Origin of the sequence: Desulfovibrio sp. UIB00 (genome assembly GCF_022508225.1) — a bacterium.
Taxonomy (GTDB): domain Bacteria; phylum Desulfobacterota; class Desulfovibrionia; order Desulfovibrionales; family Desulfovibrionaceae; genus Desulfovibrio.
The window spans coordinates 75,602-95,749 of the sequence record NZ_JAETXJ010000008.1; the positions used below are offsets into that span (position 1 = coordinate 75,602).

A 20,148-nucleotide genomic window follows, 5' to 3' on the forward strand; every position below is an offset into this window, starting at 1 on the left:
ACAGAAGTGTTGTGCACTGGCTGTTGAACTACGATGTTTGGCGCTGATGGGCAAGAAATTTTCATGCCGGCAAAAACCGCGTTCATACGCCGTGAACAAGCAAAAAGGGCGTTCCCAAAGGAACGCCCATAGTGTCAGCATAGGCGGTTGGGTGATTATCCCACTGACTTGCGCGCGTAATCACGCACAAAGGTCACGGCGGATTCAACATCCGTAACTTCGCCTGCAATCTGGGCCTGCAACAGCGCGTCACGAATAATGCCCACCAGCGGGCCAGGTGACAGCTTGGTTTCGCTCATGATCTCATTGCCGTTCAGCAGCGGTTCCAGCATCTGCTCCGGCGTTTCCGCGCGATCCAGATACTTCATATTGTGGTTGAACGAAGTGAGGATGCCGTCGCGGGCCTTGAGGTCAGCCCTGGCCATGGCGATAAGCCGGGGGTAGTCGTCCAGTGCCTTGAAGCGGCGAATGCCCCTGTCGGTCATCATGAAGTGGAAGCGCATGTGGTGGCGCACCAGATGGCACAGCAGGTCGATATCTTCCTGCGCAAAGTGCAGGCGGCGCAGAATCTTGCGCGTTACCTTGGCGCCCACGCGGTGATGCTGGTAGTACGTCCAGATGCCGTCGAAGTATTCGCCAGTGTAGAGCTTGCCCACATCATGGAACAGCATGGCCATTGTGCCAAGCCAATCGTAGTGAAAATCTTCTTCGGGGTAGTGCTTCATGCACTCAAGCGTGTGTTCAAACACGTTTTCCGTGTCGCCTTCCTTGTTACGCATCTGGGTGAGGCAGGAAAGGGAGGCCACTTCAGGAATAAGCCCCTGAAGGATATGCGAATCAAAGAGCAGGCGCACAAAACGGTACATGGATTCGGCAGCAACCTTGCGCCATTCGTCCATGATGTCCGTGGCAGGAACGTAATCCAACACGCGGCTTGAGGCGCGCACAATGGCAAGCCAAGTGTTTGGCTCGATGGGCAGGTCAAAATTGGCTGCAAAACGCAGAGCGCGTATCGCCAGTAGGTAATTGTGGCGAAGGGTTTCATCCGGAAGCCCCGCAAGCTGGATAGCGCCGCCCTTGACGTCTTCAAAGCCGTCGTAGGCATCCTGCGTGGTCTCGGGGCTGCCAAAGCCCGTAATGCGCAGCTTGAGCTGTTCCTCATGGGGCATCCTGTCCATCATGGTGGGCGTGATACGCAGCAGGGAAAGCTCCGGGTGACCGGCAGCAGCTACTTCCAAGGGATAAAAACAGAAGACAAAGCCGTTTTCTTCCAGCGTTGCCAGAGCGCGCTTGTCGTGCTGGGGCACTGCCTTGGGAAAAAGCTTGATAAGCGTATCGAGATCCGGCTCGCAGGCAATATCCACAGTGGGCTGCGTGGCGTTTTCCAGCAGGTGCTCCTGCAAGGGGGCGTTGATAACATGAGCGTCATAGCCGTTGCGCAACAGAGTTTTGCTTATGGTTATGGCGTCTTTGAGCGCTTGATGCATCCATGGCTCCTTGCGAATAAAATAACGGGGAATGGCTGATACTATGCCCGCGAGCATGGGTGCGAGTCAAGCTTGCGGTTGAAGAAATGCCGTTATGGCTACGCGGATCATTGTTTGTGGTGCTGACTGCTATTTGCTGACATATCCGCTCGCAAGACAAAACGCCCCCGCGTCAGCGACGCGGGGGCGTTTGAGTACACGTACCTGACGCTTAGTCAGAGAAGTGGTTCACTTCTTTTTTCACGCCAAGCGCAATCCGCCAGAGCAGGGAGACTACCAGCGCGCCCACGGCGTACACGCCAAGGGCCACGGCAATTTCCTTACCGGTGGGCATGTAGGGGGTGATGGCTTCAAACATGTTGGGGGTGAAACCGCCAATCAGAAGACCAAGACCCTTGTCGATCCACGAAGCAGCCACAAGCATGGCCAGAGCAATAGGCATGAGCGTGGGGTGCGTGCGGAGTTTGGGCGGAATAAGAATGGCAAGGCAACCAAAGGCCATGATAACCGCAGCCCACATCCAGTAGCTCACCCACAGCAGATGCCCGCCGTGACCGAAGAACAGCACGTGGATGGGTTCCATGTGGCCGGGAATGTTGCTGTAGAAGGCAGTGAACAGTTCCAGCACAAAGAAGAACACGTTCACGCACATGGCGTACACGATGATGGTGGTCAGGGTCTTCACGGCTTCCTTGCCCACGTCAAAGCCGGTGAGGCGGCGCAGCAAGAGCATGAGCAGCATCAGGATGGCAGGACCAGAGCAGAAAGCGGAAGCCAGGAAGCGGCCAGCCATGATGGCGGTAAGCCAGTAGTGGCGGCCAGGAACGCCAGCGTACAGGAAGGCGGTCACCGTGTGGATGGAGAAGGCCCACAGAATCGAAAGATAGATGAGGGGCTTGATCCATTTCGGGGGATCGATTTCGTGACGCTCGGCTTCAAGGGTCACCCAACCGATAATGATGTTCAGGCCAAGGTAGCCAATGAGCACCAGCATGTCGTAAAACATGACGGAATTGGGTGTGGGGTGCAGCATAACGTTGAGCATGCGCTGGGGCTGCCCAAGGTCAACCACGATGAACAGGGCACACATGACCACGGCCGCAACGGCCATGAATTCGCCAAAAATGATCATGCGCTTGAATTTTTTATAGTGGTGGAAGTACGTGGGCAACACCAGCATAACGGCTGAGGCGGCAACACCGACGAAGTAGGTGAACTGCGAAATATACAGTCCCCACGAAACGTCGCGGCTCATGCCGGTCACAGACAGACCGTTCTGGAGCTGATCCAGGTACACAATGCCGCAGCCTGCGATCACGCAGAGCAGGAAGAGCAGCCACAAGTAGTAGGTCTTGGGACCTTCGAGCAATTTTTCAACCATGGCCTGTCCTCCCTATATGAGGTAGTAAACGCCGGGCTGCGTGCCCAGGTTGGGCTTGCGGCGGATACTGTAGTTGGCGGACAAAGCCTGCCGCACCGTTGAATTGGGGTCTTCCAGGTCGCCGAAGAGAATCTTGCCGCCAGAAGCTTCAACGCAGGCGGGCAACTGGCCAACGGCCAGACGCTCGGCGCAGAAGGTGCATTTTTCCACCACGCCGATCATGCGCGTGGGGAAGGCCGGATTGGGCACGGGATCTGCCAGGAACTTGCGCGGATCCTTGAAGTTGAAGGAACGCGCGCCGTAGGGGCAGCCAGCCATGCAGAAGCGGCAGCCGATGCAGCGGTGGTAGTCCATGGCCACAATGCCGTCTTCCATCCGGTAGGTGGCCTGCGTGGGGCAAACGCGCACACAGGGCGGATTGGTGCAGTGGTTGCAAAGCAGCGGATAGCTGGCTTCGGCCCGGCGTTTGTCCAAAAAGGCGTTCATTTCATCAGGGAAGGTGTGCTCGAACGAATCAAGCCAGAACCATTTGATGTTCTGATCGCCCGGAACGTGCGGGACGTTGTGGAATTTATGGCAGGCTTCGATCAGCGGTTCGTAGTCCTTGGGGCCATTGAACTGGCGCGTATCGATAACCATGGCCCAGCGCTTGGCGTGCAGGGCGTTGGCACCTTTTTCATAGTGACCGGGGGCAATCTTGGCCTGAGCAACGCCGGACAAGGCGCCAAGGCCAGCCAACCCGCTGCTCAGGGCACAGGCAGAAAGCCCCGCCACTTTCAGAAAGCTTCTTCTGCTCTTGTTCATTACTTGCTCCCCTGGGGAATGATGTGGCAGGTCCAGCAATAGGGATCAACGCTGTTGGCAACGTGGCACTTTTCGCAGAATCCCTTGTAGTCAGTGTGGCACTTCATGCAGGTGTTCTGCAGGCTGATGGTCCACTTTTTACCGTTGGATGCCACATAGGTGCGGTTTTCGTTGCGCAGGGCTTCATCACGCCACTCGTTGAGCAGCTGCATGTGCTTGTCGCGCATGAAATCCACATTTTCCACACACTCTTTTTCATTCTTGGGCAGCGCAATGCCGGTGCTGGTATAGGACTTGCCCAGCATGCTTGCCCAGAACGGGGAGGTGAACAGGACCACAAAGATAATGATCCCAAGAATTACAGCTTTGGAGTTATACATCTATTGACCCTCCCCCTGCGCCTCGGGCGCGTCATCATCCTCTACCACGTTGGGCAGGTCTTCCTGGCGCATATCCATGGTGCGCTTGCACTCGCCCTTCATCACAAGGGCATTGCCCACCAGCTCGTGCAGGCCGCTCACATTGACGCCGGGCGCCCAGTAATTGGCAAGCGGGGGCAGAGTGGCGCGGTCAATGGCGCACACGCAGGCCATGTGGTTGACGCCGTGCTTTTCCTGCACATAGCGCAGGGCATTGCCGCGCGGCATGCCGGAACGCATGCGCAGTTCCATGATTTCTTCTGTGTTGAGGCCGGAACCGGCACCGCAGCAGAAGGTCTGCTCGCGGATGGTGTTTTCGGGCATTTCCACAAAGTTGTTACACACGGCGTTGAGCACGTAGCGGGGTTCATCAAGCAGACCCATGCCGCGCGCAGGGTTGCACGAGTCATGGAAGGTGGTGATGATATGGTCGTTACGGCTGGGGTCGAGGTTCAGCTTGTTGTGGTGGATCAGGTCAGCCGTGAACTCGGCAATGTGCACCATCTTGGTGGAAGCCGCGTTCTGGAACACCGTGCCCGTGTAGGGAGAAACAGGCGTCGTCATGTGCGAGGGCGACGGGCCGTTGTAGGTGTCCATGTACTGGTTGATCACGCGCCACATGTGGCCGCATTCGCCGCCCAGAATCCACTTGGACCCCAGACGTTCGGCTTCGGCGTACATTTTGGCGTTGAGCTTCTTTGCCATGTTGAACGTGGTAAAGGAGCCGAAGTTGCCGCCTTCCGAAGCGTAGGTCGAAAAGGTGTAGTCCAGATCCAGCTCATGGAAGAGCATCAGATAGCCCATGAAGGTGTAGATGCCGGGGTCGGCAAATACGTCGCCAGAGGGCGTGATGAACAGGATTTCGTGGCCCTTTTCGTTGAAGGGCGTCTTGGGACGGATGCCGGTGATGGTTTCGCAGTCATCGGCCAGCATTTCCACGATTTCCACAAAGGAGTGGGGCTTGATACCAAGGTGGTTGCCGGTGAAGCTGCAGTTCTTGACCGGATCCATGATCCAGTGGATGCCAAGGCCCACTTCATGCAGGAGTTCGCGCACGATGGCAGTGATTTCCGCCGTGTCGATGCCGTAGGGGCAGAAGAGCGAGCAACGGCGGCATTCGGTGCACTGGTAGGCGTAGTAGAAGAGTTCCTTCACTACTTCCTTGTCCCAGCCGCGAGCGCCCACTTTCTTGCCGAGGATCTTGCCCAGCATGGTGTGGTCGCGGCGGTAGAGCGAACGGAGCAGCTCGGCGCGCAACACGGGCATGTTCTTGGGATCATTGGTGCCCAGGAAAAAGTGGCATTTGTCGGCGCAAGCGCCGCAACGCACACAGATATCCATGAACAGCTTGAGCGAACGGTGCTTTTCAAGGCGTTCTTCAAAAGCATCGCAGAGAATCTGTTCCCAGTTTTCGGGCAGGTTCCAGTCTTCTGCCGCCGGATCCCATTCGTGGGGATTGGGCATGTGCAGAAGTTCCATGGTCTCTTGCTTGGCCGGATAGCAGAAGCTGCCCGGTGTAAATTCGGGCTTGGTGTCAAGCCAGTCCTGGGCGGGAAAGGCCGGGCGGCTGGACACAAGCATTTGCGGCGTAGGTAATTTTGCCATCGTGGAAACTCCTTACTCGGCGGCCTTTTCGGGTTGCTTTTCCAGCGGCAGCCCGGCATCAGCCATGGCGTCGCGGTAGGTGTCCTCGTACTCGGCGTAGGTGAAGTACTGCTTGGGCGGATTCCAGGGGTTGATGTGGCGCACGCGGCGGGAATTATTCGCCATGTTGCGCGTGGGGCTGAAGAACACGCCCGGCATGTGCATGAGCTTGGAGAAGGGGAAGTAAATCAGCAGTACGCAGACCAGAGTAAGGTGCGTGAAGAACAGCGCGTTGATGCCCACGGTGGACACAGGCGCAAAGTGGGTCAGGCCCATGACGAAAATCTTGACCTGGGCGATTTCGGTCTTGTCGAAATAGCGCAGGCAGATACCGGTACCCACGATGCTGATGATCAGCCACAGGGGGAAGTAGTCGTTGGCAAGCGAAAGGTAGCGCAGGCGTTCGTTAAACAGGCGGCGTCCCAGAAGGAACAGCAGCGCTACCAGCAACAGGCCGCCCGTCCAGAAGAAGCGGGGCGAGCCAAACTGCATGATGCCGTCAATGCTTTCCAGAAAGCGAATACAGGAAGGCACGGGTTCCATAAAGAAACGGAAGTGACGGATAAAAACCAGCAGGAAGCAGTAGTGGAACAGCAGGGCAAAAACCCACAGCCACTTGGAGGAATAATAGATGGTGCGCGGCCCGTTGCTGACGGGATCAAATTCCCTCACTTCCGCAACCGTGTTGCGGAACAGCGAACGGAAGCAGAACACTTCCAGAAACATGCGCTGCACAACACCCCAAGTTGTGCTGGGACAGTCGATTTTTGCCTGCTTGATGAAGTCAAGCGACTGCTCCTGCCCACCTGTGGTGGGGATGCAGAAGGGCACGGGCGATTTGGCCCAGTACACCATGCGCCAGACGACACCGGCGATGAACACGACTACTGCCACATAAGGCAGCGCCACGCCGAACAGGCCCGCAAGCCCTATGGCCGCTCCCGCCCAGGCGATGGCTCCTATGAGCAGCACCAGCAGTAATGAATTGAACATTCCCTACCTCACTTCCACTAAAGTTGCCTCAAAAGCCCACCACGGGATTTGAGAGATCTCTGGCCCGCATGCTGCAAAGCCCACGGTCAGGCCCTACGGCCTAATGAACGCGGAATGTCAGCGGTCGTCCCCAGAAGGAACGGCTCCGCTTTCCAGTTGTTGCGCCCAGCGCGCCAGTTGGGCGTGCTGGTTGCGTATTTCCGTAATGCGCGACTCAGCCAGAATTTCCCGGTCTTCCATATACATGTCGAAGGCCAGGAGCGTCAGGCTGTCGATGCGCGATTCGGTCTCAAGGTAGGCCGCCAGGTCGTCCTGGGCCATAAGTTCAGGCATGACGTGTTGCCGCAGAAGAGGCTTCATGAGGCTGAACACGGCCAGGCTCTGGCTGGGGGAGAATTTTTGCACTGCCCGCAGTTTGATAAAGCGGTCCATTGCCTTGCGGGTCTGGGCCACTTCCACGGATTCGCCGGTAACGGCATCGTACACAGCCCCTGCGGCTTCCTTGGTCATGTTTGCTACCGGATTGCCGAAGGGGTCGTCTTTTGTGCGAAGAAAACCTGTCGTTTCAAATGGATAGGTGTCGAATACGGAGTCTGTCCATAAACGCACCATCTCGCTCTTGTGTTTACGAAACACGTCGATTGCTTTCATTCTGTCCCCGTGCCCTTTTGTCTAAGGCTCTCTCATATAAATAGTAAGCGCAAAGGGCGTCAAGCCCCTTTGCGCTTTTAAAACGCAAGGTTTGTCATTTTTTGCACAAGGCCCCGGTGGAGGCGATAAGCCAGGGTAGTTTAAGGCCACGCCTGGACAGGCTAAATCGACCCGTGCAGTTCCTGCGCCGGAGGCAAAAAGAACTAGAGCCGGCTTTGCCTAAGGGCAGGGCGTTGTGCCAGAACACTGGCCAGCCACTTGCGGGTCAAGCGGCAAATCTGCACTGCCTGCTGCCGGGGGGGGAGTAGGAGCTTGCGGCAAAGAAGCCTGGCCTGCCTGCTGCTTGGTATTCTTTTTCAGCATGGCGGGCAAGCCGTGGTATTCAAAAAATGGAACTGTCTGCGAACCAGCCATGAACACGTGGGCCTTGTTGCGCAACATGCGCAGGCGCAGCAGCAGCATGTCGGGCGCGGTGGCGGCCATGCCCGATGGCGCAGCAATGTCTTTTGCCTTGGTCAGGGCTTCAGAAAGACTTGCGCCGTTATCCATGAGGCGCAGCATGCGCGCGACTGTATGAATGTCGGCTTCATTTTCTGCCAGAGGGTAGAAGGCCACATCCACATGGCCGGAGAGAAGGGCGATGCCTTCCTGACAACTGGGGCAGGAGGGAGAAAAAAACATGCGCACGCTGGCTTCGTTGCTGTTGTCCGTGATGGCCCACACGTCCGCCTGCGTACGCAGGGCGGTACCCGTGTTGACGATAAACAGCAGAGCCCACAGAGCCAGCAAAAGCGAACGGCCCGGCTTGTCCGCCGGAAGACCGGAGCGGCTGCGCTGCGCTGCTTGCCGAAAGCCAGCGTAGATCATGGCAAAAAAGCAGGCTACAATAAGGCAGCTCACACAGGGGGCCGTAACCGCCATGAGCAGCAAAAGGCCGATATCGCCCAGAAGGGCCAAACCCGCCAGAATCAGGCCCAACTGGGCCGCACCCATCAAGGCAGCTGCGGCAAGCAGCGTGAACATGACCCCGCCAGCCCACCAAAGTGATATGCCCGCAACGGACGTATCCTGGAACAGTGCGCAGCCAGAAGTTACACACAGGTTCACTTCGTTGCCAAAGGCGCTCCAGATACAGAAGGCCGCAGCCAGAACGGCCATGCTCAGAATGCCAGGAAATAATTGATGGGTTCGGTTCATAGGTACCTGTGAATGTAATAGCTTTTCGGCTGGTGCAGCAATAGCGCGACAGGCCCGGTACTGACCATCATTAGGCCCGCCGAAACATCGGGCTGTAGCCGCGATTTCATGCAACTCGTTTCAGGTTATAGGCTGTTTTTGCTTTTTCGTAAAGCGCGGCCCCATCTCTGTTACATGGTGGTTGTGCGCCAATAAGGGGCTGCGCAAAACTATATTGCGGAGGCTGTGGCGAAAGTATGCCGTGCACTATTATTTCATCTCGCATGCGGCAAGGGCTAGCAATATGCCCAAATTCGGCAAGCCCAGGCCGCAGGGGGCCATAACTGCTGGCCGCAGTGGGGATGCAGCTAAAACAAAAGGACGCCCTTTCGGGCGTCCTCTCGCGTTGTGTTGCTGCGGTCAAGCTTACATGGTGGAGCCGGAGGCCGCACGCTGCATCTTGATTTCAACTTTTTCGGTCAGGCTGGCATAGTATTCGCGCAGGATGACGAGCACTTCAGCGCGGCCAAAGTGATCCGGCACTTCCGCGCCTTCGGAGAGCATCTTGCGCAGCTTGGTGCCGGACAGGATGACGCGATCTTCCTTGGTGTGGGGGCAGGTGCGCATGCTGGCCATGCCGTCGCACTTTTTGCAGTAGAAGGTCCAGTCAATGTTCAGCGGTTCGCAGAGCAGACGCTTGCCTGCTTCGGCGGGCACAGGGATCTTGCGGAAGATTTCCTGGGCTTCAAACATGCCGTAGAAGTCGCCCACGCCAGCGTGGTCGCGGCCAACCAGCAAGTTGTTGATGCCGTAGTTCTGGCGGAAGGTGGCGTGCAGCAGGGCTTCGCGGGGACCGGCATAACGCATGTCCAGGGGGTAGCCAGCCTGAATGACGAAGTCTTTCACGAAGTACTTGTCAACCAGGGTGTCGATGCACTTCACGCGCACTTCGGCGGGGATGTCGCCGGGCTTCAGGGAGCCCACGAGGGAGTGGATAACCACGCCGTCGCAAACTTCCACGCCGATCTTGGCCAGGTATTCATGCGAGCGGTGCATGGGGTTGCGCAGCTGAAGAGCGGCAACCTTCTGCCAGCCGCGTTCGTCCATCTTGGCGCGCAGCTGAGCAGGGGTCATGTACACGCCGGGGAACTTTTCGGGGAATTCGCCCTGCGAAAGAACCTTAACGGTACCGGCAACGTTGAATTCGTTCTGAGCCAGAACCATCTTCACGCCGGGGTGGTCAGCGGGGGCCACTTCCCAGAACTTTTCGGAGTCAGGGCCAGTGCCCTTGAACACCAGTTCGCATTCCCACTTTTTGTCGGCTTCGGTCATTTCATAGACTTCTTCGACCTTCATGGTAGCCATGATTTCGCCTTTGCGAACCAGGGCCACTTCTTCGCCGACCTTGAGGGCCTTGGCGTCAGCAGCGGGAACATCAAGGGTAACGGGCACGGGCCAGAAGGTGCCGTCAGAAAGGGTCATCTTTTCGCAGACGCTCTTCCAGTTGGCCTTGTTCATGAAGCCGTTCAGAGGCGAGAAACCGCCAATGCCCATCATGATCAGGTCGCCCTTGGCGCGGGAAGAAATCTCGATCTGCTTCAGGCCTGCGGCTTTTTTCTTCTCGTCATCCAAGGCCTTACCTTCCAGAAGGCAACAGACCAGACCCTTACCGCCATGAGGAGCTACCAGCTTGGACATTGCGAAATCCTCCGTGTTTTAGTTATGTGGGCATCCTTCCGTGGCCGCGTCGCCATGCGGAAGGGCAGCGTTCAGTTCGCATCTTGTGAATAATCTAACAAAAAGTCAACTACCTCTTAAAACTTTTCCTGACTACTCGCCAAAAAAACCACAGCCACAGCGGGTAATACGGAAAATTCACCGACACCTATACGCTGAATCGCGCAAAAAGAGAAGGGGGATTCACAATAAAAATGTGCCTGAACCCGAAAAAGCATGTGAAAGTGCGCTTTTTTTCGCAAAGTCTTTTGCTGGGCTATGTTGCGCGAATTGGCGTCATTGCTTGCAGGCAGCGAAATAGGGAGAAAAACTGTTTGGCTGGATAGAAAGTTGCTGACTGGGGGAAATTTTTCTCAACCATCATGCCCGCTCCTCGTCAAAGCAGAAGCAACAAAAAAGGCGTGGATGTAGCATCCACGCCTTGCGGTCAATAATCGGAGGGATTAGCCCCTAGAACGGCACATCGTCCATGTTGGAGGCTTCGGAAGGGAAGGCCGGGCCGAGATCATCGTCCATGGGCTGCGGTTTGCGGCTGCCGCCCTGGGGGGCATAGCCGCCGCGTCCGCCCTGCGCACCCTGGCCGCCGCGAGGGGCATTGCCCCGAGGAGCCGCAGAGGCAGCGGGCGCGCCGTAGTCGTCTTCAAACCCACGTCCACCGCCGCCTTCACGTGGGGCATCGCCGCCCTTGCGGTCAAGAAACTGCACGCGTTGAGCCTTGATTTCGGTGGTATAGCGATCCTGGCCCTGCTGATCCTGCCATTTGCGGGTTTGCAGGCTGCCTTCCACGTAGATCAGGCTGCCCTTGGCAAGGAAGTTGGCGCAGTTTTCCGCCTGGCGCTGAAAAACAGAAACGCGGTGCCATTCAGTGCGATCCACCTTGTTGCCGTCACGGTCGGTATAGGATTCGTCAGTGGCGACATTCAGGGTGGCAACGGGCGAACCGCTCTGGGTGTACCGCAGCTCGGGGTCGCGGCCCAGACGGCCAATAATCATTACTTTGTTCAGCATGGTGATGCTCCAAGGTGGTATTCGAGTTTCAGACTCAGGCTACAAACGCCTTTTCGAGCTGATCCAGCACGTCTTCAAGGGAGTCGCTCAACTTGTTGGCTTCGCGCGGCTGCCATTCGGCAAGGGCCGCTTCCAGTTCGGCCTTGAGCCTTGCGGCTTCAAGAATGCCGGGGCCAAGGGCCTTGCGGCGGGCTGGCGACCATGGCAAAAACTGCAAGCCTTCATCCAGCGCCTTCACCATTTCAAGCACTCCATGTTTTTCATGCTTGATGGGAACGCTGAAAGCCAGCTCTGTAAGTTTGGGCCAGAGTTTTTCCAGCAGGTCTTCGTTCCAGGTGACGGCGCTCACGCGGATTTGCAGTGCATTGCCCATAGGTGCTCCCTTGGCGGCGGGCCGCCCGTATGCGAATTTGCCGCGCCCAGACGAGCTGCTTTCGGCAGCGTGCGCAGGGCAACGGCCTGTGCTGGCAGGAGAGCCTAGTCTTTTTCAGTCCATTCGGTCTGCACGCGCATGATGACTTCCTGAATGGCGGGAAGCTGATCCTGCGGGCATACGCCGATGAGGGGCGCTCCGGCGTCGATGTTTTCGTTATAGGTGAAGTAGACGGCATAGATAACGCCCGCAGGCCCCGTATAGACCAGCGGCACCTCGCGCTTCATGCGCGACATGATGAGCAGTTCCATGCCTTCGCGCACGGCTACCGACTGTGAATCTGCCGCGCGGATTTTTTTGTCCACCTCAGGTGTGAAGTAGTACTTGGCCCGCTCGGGCGCAACAAAAAGATGCAGGGCTTTTTTGAGCAGGATGCGTTCCACCTCTGCGCGGGTGAGCATGTGCCGCACCACGGCAAGGGGGGTGCCTGCCTCCACAAATGTGCCTTCAAGTTCGGTGTGCAGAAGGCTGATCTCGCCCTTTTCGTTGGCGCAGATGGATTTGGGATTGCGTTCGCGTTCAAGCGTGGCGATGAGCGTCCCGGGCTTTTCCTTCCACTGGCCCTGCGGGCCTACCACCTTGTCGCCCTGTTTTATGCCCGCAAATGTCACCTTGCCCGTGTGGGGCGTGCTGATGACTATTTCGCGGTAGGGCGAAGCCTTTATTTCGTCCAGCAGTGCAGATATGTTTATCATGCTTGGGTCCGTTAACGTTATATATTGGCGACGCTCCGGCTGGTGGGGCTGCTGCCCCCGAACCGCCGGCGCATGGCGACCGGACTGTTCCCGGCCGCCGCGTCACTCGGAATACTTGTCGTTTTTCTACGCAGTGGGGCGCTACCTGTAATACAGGTTTCTGCCGCCAATGGTCAGCAGGGCCTGCTTGAGGTTGGCTCGCACTTCCCTTCTGTCCCAGATGCCCTGAATGTGCCCGCGCGAAAGAGCGCGGTACGAGCGGTGGTACTTGGGCGGGATGTCCATGCCCGTGGTTTCCTTGATAACGCCCGGCCCGGCAAAGCCGATGTTGGACGAGCGCACCGCGAACTGATAGGGCGAGCAGCCGAGGAAGCTGGCCACAGGCCCGGCAAAGGAATTGGTGTCGTACAGCACCATATACAGGCCGCCGGATTCAATGTAGCGGCGCACAGCCACGGTGCAGCGGGGCATCTGGATAACGCCGTGCGTACCTTCCTGAATGCGGATGCCCGCCGTGCCATGCACATAGGCCAGGAAGGGATAACGCTTCTTGGCGGCGCGCTGGGCGGCTTCCACAAACTTGTAGCCTTCTGCCGCGCCCACGGAGCCGCCCCGGAAGGTGCCCATGAGCATGGCTACGACCATCTTGGTGTTGTCTATGCGGGCTTCAAAGGTCATGCAGCCGCTCTTGGCCCCTGTTTTCTTCTGCGCGTCAAGAACGCGGTCGCTGAAGTTGGGGAAATCAAGGGGGTTGCCCGCTTCAATCTCACTGTTGAATTCAAAGACCGAGCCGAGGTCAAAGACGTTCTTCACATACCATTCCGGCTCCATGGGAAAGTGGTAGCCGCAGTGGCTGCACACGCCCGCGAATTCGGCAAAGAGGTCAGGCCCCCACAGGTCAAGGCAGCCATAGGCGGCGCTGTTGGGGCAGGTGATGGCCCGGTCTGTCTTGTAGCGCGGCGAAATGTAGTTCCACCGGCTGCGGCGGCCATCGTCCGACCACGTAGACAGGGCGGTCAACTCCTTGACCTTGCTGCTTTCGGCCTTGGCGCTGGGCAACTTGCGGGTGAGCTTGTGCCAGGGGGCCAGCAGGCGGCTCTTGAACACTTCCCACTCGTTGTCGATTTCTTCCATAAAAGTGCGGATGCGCATCTGGTGCTTGCGGTAGAAATCGTACTTGAAGCTGACCCACGGCTTGGTGAGCCAGTCCCAGGTGGCAACGGCCATCTTGGTGAAGAAGGGACGCCTGTCGCGCGCCGCCTGACGCGAGAGCCGCAGGAACTTTTGCTGGCGGCGTTCGCGCAGCCTGTCCTTGGCGGCAGAGGTCAGACCCCAGCGGGTGTACATTTCGTCCAGGTTGGCGTCCGGCTTGCGCACGCGGGCCAAGGCCAGCCCCTTGAGGCCGGGCATGGTACGTGTGGAGATCACGACCTCGTCGGTGGCGCGCAGCACTTCCTGCCGCAGACTGCGGAAAAAGTCGAAGTGCCAGGGGCGCGCGCCCAGCGGCGGTTCCTGCACCACACGGTCGATGTAGCCGAATTTGAGGTTGTCCTGCGCAGTCATCTTGAGGTTAGTGGCGCAGCTTTCAATCAGCTCGGGCGTGGCGCGCTGGCCAGCCTTGATGCGGCCTTCAATGGCGGCGGCGCCTTCGGGTGAAATAACCGAATAGTAGCCGTGCGAGAGCATCAGGCGCTTGTCGGCAAGGCCGATGGCTTCCGCGCCGCCGGAACCGCCTTCGGAAATGACGGCGATAACGGGCACGCGCAGGCCAGCCATGCTGTAGATGTTGCGGGCGATCTGCTGCGCCGCGCCGGGGTAATCCTCAATGGGATACGAGCCAGGCGTGAAAATGTAGGTGTGGACAGGTATCCCTTCGGTCTCGGCCACGCGCATGTACTGCTGCGCCTTGGCGTTGCCCCAGGGCTTGACCGAGCCGCCGTTGCGGAATTCCGCGCCGTGGCCCTTTTCCTGCCCGATAACCATAACGGACTGGGTGTATACCTTTTTGCCCCGGCGGCGGGTAATGACCGCGCGGGCAATGAGCATGCTGGGGTCGAGGCTGTGCTCGTCCTGGCCGCCCACTTCGGTGAAATTGTCGTAGACGTTTTCAAGTATGTCGCGCAGGCAGATACGCTGGGCGTGGCGCACAATGCGCACCTTGTCCATGGGCGTGATGCTGCCCTCAAGGCGGCGTTCCACATAGTTGAAAAGATCTTCTACCGTGGCAAGTTCGGCATAGGGATCTTCCACATTGCCGGAGCGGACGCGCGCAGTGAAGGCGGTCAGCTTTTCTTCAAGCAGGTCGGCGTTGTCCTTGTGCTTGCCGGCGAATATGTCCACCAGATAGGTAAGTCTGTCGCGCAGACTCTGGATGCGTTTTTCGATGTTGTTGTCCATAGTATATTGGGGCCAGCTAGACTGGTTTTTTTAGGTAGGCGAAATCCCCGGAATTCCGGGCGGCCAATGGCATGTCTGCCAGCATGCGTCCATACTGGGGGCGTAAAGTCTTCGCCCCGGTCAGTGCGCCTTGGTTCCCGCAGTCTGCGGAAACCTGCGCCAGATGTGTGGACGGTGCCGTGCTCATGGGCTGGTCCCGTCAGAAGCGCAAAATGCGCTCTGTGTTGGCCGCAAGGAAGTTGACGTTGGACTTCAGCTCCTCGCCCGATGCATTGTGGCCTTCCAGCCGAAGATCCCCAAGAAATTCAAGGCCGCGCGCCTTGGCTTCCTCAAGGTCTTTGCCCCAGATGATGGCAAGAGCCAGGTTGGGGTCAAATTCTGTGGGAATTTCGTAAGGCTCGGTTGTCGGAACATGGGTGAGCATGGTCAGCCATGGCTGGTCTTTCCATGCAAATTTTTCAATGCGGCCCACCCAGGGGGTGAAGTTGCTGTCCGGGTCTTCGGCGATCAGGCGGTATTCAATGCCCAGACCTTCAAAGGTGATGTCCGACTGCCCGTAGCCCAACGGCTCGCCAAGGCCAATGCGGATCTGCTCGGCGATGAGGTCTACATCGCCCTTGCCGTTCACCCTTGAAATACGTGCTGAAACGCCGTTTTCCACCTGAATGCGCGTGTTCACTTCCATCAGGAAGGGTTCGCCCTTGCGGGTCACAATCCATTCCCAGGTTCCCACGTTGTCGTAGCCCACCTTGCGGGCCATGGTGAGGGAGTAGTCAACAATATCGCGCAGCACCTTGCCCGCGTCAAAAGTGTACTTGAGTTCATCGGGGGCAAAGCCCGGGGCGATCTCAATGCGCTTCTGGCGGCCAGTGGACTGGATGGAGCAGTTGCGGGTGCCGAAATGCACGGGATTCTGCCCTGAACGGTCAGAAACCACCTGCACTTCAAGGTGGTTGAAGTCGGTGATGCGCTGCTCGATGAGTACGCCTTCATCCTTGAACTGGCGCAGGGCGTAGCTGCGGATGCGGCGGTAGACCGAGCGAAACTGATCCGGGTCGTACACTTCCTCAATGCCCATGCCGCCGCCGCCAGCGGAAGCCTTGACCAGCACCAGCGGGCGCGTGATGCCCTGCTGATCCTGAAACTCGAACACGCTTTTGGCGATGCGTTCGGCTTCCATCTCGTCATAGATGGGGCGGTCGGAACCGGGGACGGTAGGTACGCCCAGGCTGCGCGCCAGGCGCTTGGTGTTGATTTTGTCGCCCAGCTCGCGAATGATTTTCCACGAGGGGCCGATGAAGATAAGTTTCCGGTCGCGTTTGGTTACGCGGCGTGCAAAACGAAAATCCTCGGCAAAAAAACCGTAGCCGGGGTGAACTGCTGTGCAGCCCGCCTCGTCGGCCACGGCCATAAGTTCGTTGGCGTCATGGTAAGATGACACGCGGTACAGGCTTTTTTCTCCGCCTTGTTCGCGCGCCAGGCGCACATGGCCCGATGCCGCGTCCTCAGCCGTGAAGATGGCGGTAAAGGCCACTCCAAGCTTGCGGCAGGCGCGCATGATGCGCATGGCTATTTCGCCACGGTTGGCCACCAGAATTTTGTGCTTTTGCAGGGGAATGCTGTCCTGAGCTTTGTCCAAGCCTGTCTCCCTCATTGAATTGCGCTTTTTTGTGTTGGTTTATGCCCGGCATGGCCGCGATTGCCCAAGAGGCGGAGCGGGCGTGTGCCGGAGTTTGGATTTGCATCGCGGGGTGTTACGGTTCTGTTTCGTTGCCCGCTCCCCCCTTGTGGGGTGTCGATTGGCGAGCTATACAGACTGTGCATCCGCACCTCTTACCCGCTTTTGGCGCGAAAATCCACTCGCGCAGGGGCTGTCCGGCACAAAAAGCCGCGCAGCGGCAAAGGAACGCGCGGCGCGGATTGCGGCCTGACAGCAGACCACTGAGCGTATTTTTCAGGAGGGGATTCTATGCAAAATTTTCAGGATGTCCAGCGCGCCGCAACGGCACTGCGTGACGCCATTCAGGCCGCGCAGGGGCCTCTGGCTTTGCCCTTGGGAGCGCGCAGGCTTGATCCCAAGGCCGCGCCCGATGCGGATGCACCTGTAGGCATTGTGCTGGGTACGGGGCTTTCTGCTCTGGCAGAAAAGCTGCAAGACCGTGTTGTTGTTCCCTATACCGACTTGCCGGGTTTTCCCGCTTCCAGCGTGGAAGGGCATGCGGGCGCATTTGTATGGGGCCGGTTTGCCGGAGCGTGTGGAGAGGACGACTCCATAGGGCGCTATGCGCTCATCCAGCAAGGTCGCTGCCATCTCTATGAAGGACGCACCCCGGCAGAGGTCTGCATGGGCGTACGGGTTATGGCGCTGATGGGCGTGAAAACGCTTGTTATCACCAATGCGGCTGGCGGGCTGAACCCGCAGTTCGATGCTGGCGGCATCATGTGCATGAGCGACATCATCAATAATACCGGTCATTCGCCCCTAACCGGGATCAATGTTGAGGCGTGGGGGCCGCGCTTCCCCGACATGTGCGCGCCTCTGGACGCGGATTTGCGGGCGATGGCCATGGAAACTGCGGCAAAAATGGGCCTGCGGCTTGAGCGCGGCGTATACATTGGCGTTCATGGGCCGGAAATGGAAACGCCCGCAGAAACACGCATGTACCGCCAGTGGGGAGCGGATGCCGTGGGCATGAGCACTGTACTTGAGATCATTGCGGCACGGCATATGGGCATGCGTGTACTTGGCCTTTCATGTTTGACCAATAAAAATTTACCTGACTGCATGACCCCGGCCCCCTTGGAAGAAATCCTCGCAGTGGCCGCTGTGGCGGGCAAAAATCTGGGTCGGCTCATCCGCGCCATGGTGACAAAACTCTGAAAAGTGCGTAAAAGCGCGGCCCGGACATCATTAAAGAACAAACAATACCGACTGCCGGTTTTTCCCCCTGCCTGCGTCGGCCGCACCCGGCGCTGAACTGGCGCAGCTTCGCTGCCAGTCGGAATCTCCCCCCGGCGGGGAACAAAACCGCACTACCTAGTGTTTTTTAAGGGCACAAAGCCATGCAGCACAATGAATCCCTTCGTAACGTCGCCATTATCGCCCACGTTGACCACGGCAAGACCACCCTTGTGGACGGTCTGTTCAAACAGGGCGGCGTGTTCCGCGCCGACCAGCAGGTTGACGACCGCGTGATGGACAAAATGGATCTGGAACGCGAACGCGGCATCACCATTGCCGCCAAGAACTGCGCCGTCAACTGGAAAGGGGTCAAGATCAATATCATTGACACCCCTGGCCACGCCGACTTTGGCGGCGAAGTGGAGCGTTCTCTCTCCATGGCTACCGGCGCAATCCTGCTGGTGGACTCCTCTGAAGGGCCGCTGCCGCAAACGCGCTTTGTGTTGCGCAAAACCCTTGAGGCCGGTCTGCCCGTGGTTGTGGTCATCAACAAGATTGACCGCAAGGACGCCCGCCCCCAGGAAGTGCTCAACGAAATTTACGACCTGTTCATTGATCTGGATGCCAACGAGCACCAGCTTGAATTTCCCGTGCTGTACGCCATTGGGCGCGCTGGCGTGGCCATGAACAACATTGACGACGAGCAGAAGGATCTTTCGCCTCTGTTCGATGCCATTGTTAAGTACATCCCCGGCCCCAGCTATGACCCCGAGCAGCCCTTCCAGATGCTGGTGGCCGACCTCGACTATTCCGATTATCTGGGCCGTCTGGCCGTGGGCCGCATCATGCACGGCACTGTTTTCGCCAAGGAAGCCCTGGCTTGCATTGGTGAGGACGGTCAGGCCAAGCCCCTGCGCGCCACCAAGCTTCAGGTGTATGATGGGTTGCAGGTGGTGGAAGTGGAAAAGGCCCTGCCCGGCGACATCGTGGTTCTGGCAGGTATTGAAGATGTGACCATCGGCGATACCATCTGCACCCGCGACAATCCCCGCGCCATGCCCCGTATCCGCGTGGATGAGCCCACTGTGGCCATGCGCTTTGGCATCAACAGTTCTCCCCTGGCCGGTCGCGAGGGCAAGATTGTGCAGAGCCGCGCCATCTATGACCGTCTGGTCAAGGAAACCCTGCGCAACGTGGCCGTACGCGTGGAAAACACGGCAGACCGCGACGCCTTCCTGGTTAAGGGCCGTGGCGAATTTCAGATGGCCATCCTTATCGAAACCATGCGCCGCGAAGGTTTTGAACTTTCCGTCGGCCGCCCCGAAGTTATTCTGCGCAAGGACGAAAACGGCAAAGTCATTGAACCTATTGAACGCCTGTACGTGGACTGCGACGAAGTGTTCATGGGCGTGGTGACTGACAAGCTGGCCCAGCGTAAGGGCCGCATGCTCAACTGCGTCAACAACGGCACGGGCCGTGTGCGCCTTGAATTCAGCGTGCCTTCGCGCGGCCTTATCGGCTACCGCGACGAGTTCCTCACCGATACCAAGGGTACCGGCATCATGAACTCCTATGTGGAAGGCTACGAAGAATGGCGCGGCGATTTTCCCACGCGTTACACGGGGTCCATCGTTGCCGACCGCGCTGGCGCTGGCGTGGCCTATGCCCTCTTTAACCTTGAGCCGCGCGGCGTTCTTTTTGTGGAACCCGGCGACCCGGTGTACGAAGGCATGATCGTGGGCGAGCACAACCGCGATAACGATATCGACGTGAACCCCACCAAGGAAAAGAAGCTCACCAACCTGCGCGCTTCGGGCAAAGACGAAAACGTCACCCTCACCCCGGTGAAGAAAATGACCCTTGAGCACGCCCTGCACTTTGTGCGCGAAGATGAACTGGTGGAAGTCACTCCCCTTTCCATCCGCCTGCGCAAGGCCGAACTTTCGGCCATGAAGCGCTACCAGACCGCAGGCAAGCGCAAGAACAGCTAAAGCATCAACACCGCGAGCGGCAATATCCTTCCGTTCATTTTGATAGTTCACCCCCGCAGGGCATGCCCTGCGGGGGTGTTGCTGTTTGCGCCGCCAGCATGATTTTTTGTGGTGGCTCATGGTTCCCTGCCATGAATGGCAAGGCCTTTCAGACAAAAGCTCTTAAGTTTTTATTATACTGTCGATAAGCTTATGGTGTGCTACTCTGTCCGCAATACAAATAATAATTTGATTGTGTGTATTGAATACATGTTCAAATGCAAAAACATAAAGTATATTTGACTGTCATGGATGATTAGTGTGCTAACAAATTTACTGTTTGTTGCTTATCATTTTTAATAAGACAAATCGCAAGGTGTGCAAAAATACCTCTTTAAAAAAAAAGAGAGTAGCATTGACTTTTGTGTAAATTTTTTAGAGGTTCTTTGCC

Annotated in this window: 16 protein-coding genes; 2 read left to right on the top strand and 14 right to left on the bottom strand. The window is 57.7% G+C overall.

The window, feature by feature from the left end:
- Window positions 1-155: 155 nt before the first annotated feature.
- From JMF94_RS12370 to JMF94_RS12435, 14 genes are all read right to left on the bottom strand, one after another.
- Window positions 156-1,487, bottom strand: coding sequence for an HD domain-containing protein (locus JMF94_RS12370; RefSeq protein WP_240825435.1), 1,332 nt, complete (start codon window positions 1,485-1,487; stop codon window positions 156-158).
- A gap of 211 nt (window positions 1,488-1,698) precedes the next feature.
- A complete protein-coding gene (gene dsrP, locus JMF94_RS12375; protein WP_192112730.1) occupies window positions 1,699-2,868 on the bottom strand; it encodes a sulfate reduction electron transfer complex DsrMKJOP subunit DsrP in 1,170 nt (389 codons plus the stop codon).
- Between the two features lie 12 nt (window positions 2,869-2,880).
- Window positions 2,881-3,672 (bottom strand): sulfate reduction electron transfer complex DsrMKJOP subunit DsrO, encoded by a 792-nt coding sequence (dsrO, locus tag JMF94_RS12380; RefSeq protein WP_022659759.1) that lies wholly within the window; start codon window positions 3,670-3,672, stop codon window positions 2,881-2,883.
- Window positions 3,672-4,052, bottom strand: coding sequence for a sulfate reduction electron transfer complex DsrMKJOP subunit DsrJ (gene dsrJ, locus JMF94_RS12385; RefSeq protein ID WP_192112731.1), 381 nt, complete (start codon window positions 4,050-4,052; stop codon window positions 3,672-3,674). The genes dsrO and dsrJ overlap by 1 nt, the downstream gene beginning before the upstream one ends.
- Window positions 4,053-5,696 carry a sulfate reduction electron transfer complex DsrMKJOP subunit DsrK gene (gene dsrK / locus JMF94_RS12390; protein WP_192112732.1) on the bottom strand — a complete coding sequence of 548 codons (1,644 nt, stop codon included), beginning with the start codon at window positions 5,694-5,696 and terminating at the stop codon, window positions 4,053-4,055.
- 12 nt (window positions 5,697-5,708) lie between these two features.
- Window positions 5,709-6,728, bottom strand: a complete 1,020-nt coding sequence (gene dsrM / locus JMF94_RS12395; protein ID WP_192112733.1) for a sulfate reduction electron transfer complex DsrMKJOP subunit DsrM — start codon at window positions 6,726-6,728, stop codon at window positions 5,709-5,711.
- Between the two features lie 117 nt (window positions 6,729-6,845).
- Window positions 6,846-7,379: an RsbRD N-terminal domain-containing protein gene (locus tag JMF94_RS12400; RefSeq protein ID WP_022659763.1), complete on the bottom strand. Its 534-nt coding sequence runs from the start codon at window positions 7,377-7,379 to the stop codon at window positions 6,846-6,848.
- A gap of 219 nt (window positions 7,380-7,598) precedes the next feature.
- Window positions 7,599-8,576 (bottom strand): hypothetical protein, encoded by a 978-nt coding sequence (locus JMF94_RS12405; RefSeq protein WP_240825436.1) that lies wholly within the window; start codon window positions 8,574-8,576, stop codon window positions 7,599-7,601.
- A 405-nt stretch (window positions 8,577-8,981) separates the two neighbouring features.
- A complete protein-coding gene (gene sat, locus JMF94_RS12410) occupies window positions 8,982-10,253 on the bottom strand; it encodes a sulfate adenylyltransferase (RefSeq protein ID WP_240825437.1) in 1,272 nt (423 codons plus the stop codon).
- Window positions 10,254-10,742: 489 nt separating this feature from the next.
- Window positions 10,743-11,300, bottom strand: a complete 558-nt coding sequence (locus JMF94_RS12415) for a single-stranded DNA-binding protein (RefSeq protein ID WP_240825439.1) — start codon at window positions 11,298-11,300, stop codon at window positions 10,743-10,745.
- Between the two features lie 34 nt (window positions 11,301-11,334).
- Window positions 11,335-11,673 carry a hypothetical protein gene (locus JMF94_RS12420; RefSeq protein ID WP_240825440.1) on the bottom strand — a complete coding sequence of 113 codons (339 nt, stop codon included), beginning with the start codon at window positions 11,671-11,673 and terminating at the stop codon, window positions 11,335-11,337.
- A 104-nt stretch (window positions 11,674-11,777) separates the two neighbouring features.
- The gene (locus JMF94_RS12425) at window positions 11,778-12,428 is read right to left on the bottom strand and encodes a biotin attachment protein (RefSeq protein WP_209818207.1); all 651 of its coding nucleotides are present in this window, start codon (window positions 12,426-12,428) and stop codon (window positions 11,778-11,780) included.
- Window positions 12,429-12,569: 141 nt separating this feature from the next.
- Complete coding sequence (locus JMF94_RS12430) at window positions 12,570-14,825, bottom strand: acetyl-CoA carboxylase carboxyl transferase subunit alpha/beta (RefSeq protein WP_240825441.1); 2,256 nt, start codon at window positions 14,823-14,825, stop codon at window positions 12,570-12,572.
- 199 nt (window positions 14,826-15,024) lie between these two features.
- Window positions 15,025-16,479 (bottom strand): biotin carboxylase N-terminal domain-containing protein, encoded by a 1,455-nt coding sequence (locus JMF94_RS12435; RefSeq protein ID WP_240825442.1) that lies wholly within the window; start codon window positions 16,477-16,479, stop codon window positions 15,025-15,027.
- 315 nt (window positions 16,480-16,794) lie between these two features.
- Between JMF94_RS12435 and JMF94_RS12440 the strand changes: the two genes are divergently transcribed.
- On the top strand, window positions 16,795-17,706 hold the full coding sequence (locus tag JMF94_RS12440) for a purine-nucleoside phosphorylase (protein ID WP_240825443.1): 912 nt from the start codon (window positions 16,795-16,797) through the stop codon (window positions 17,704-17,706).
- A gap of 182 nt (window positions 17,707-17,888) precedes the next feature.
- Window positions 17,889-19,718, top strand: a complete 1,830-nt coding sequence (gene typA, locus JMF94_RS12445; protein ID WP_240825444.1) for a translational GTPase TypA — start codon at window positions 17,889-17,891, stop codon at window positions 19,716-19,718.
- The last annotated feature ends 430 nt before the right edge of the window (window positions 19,719-20,148 follow it).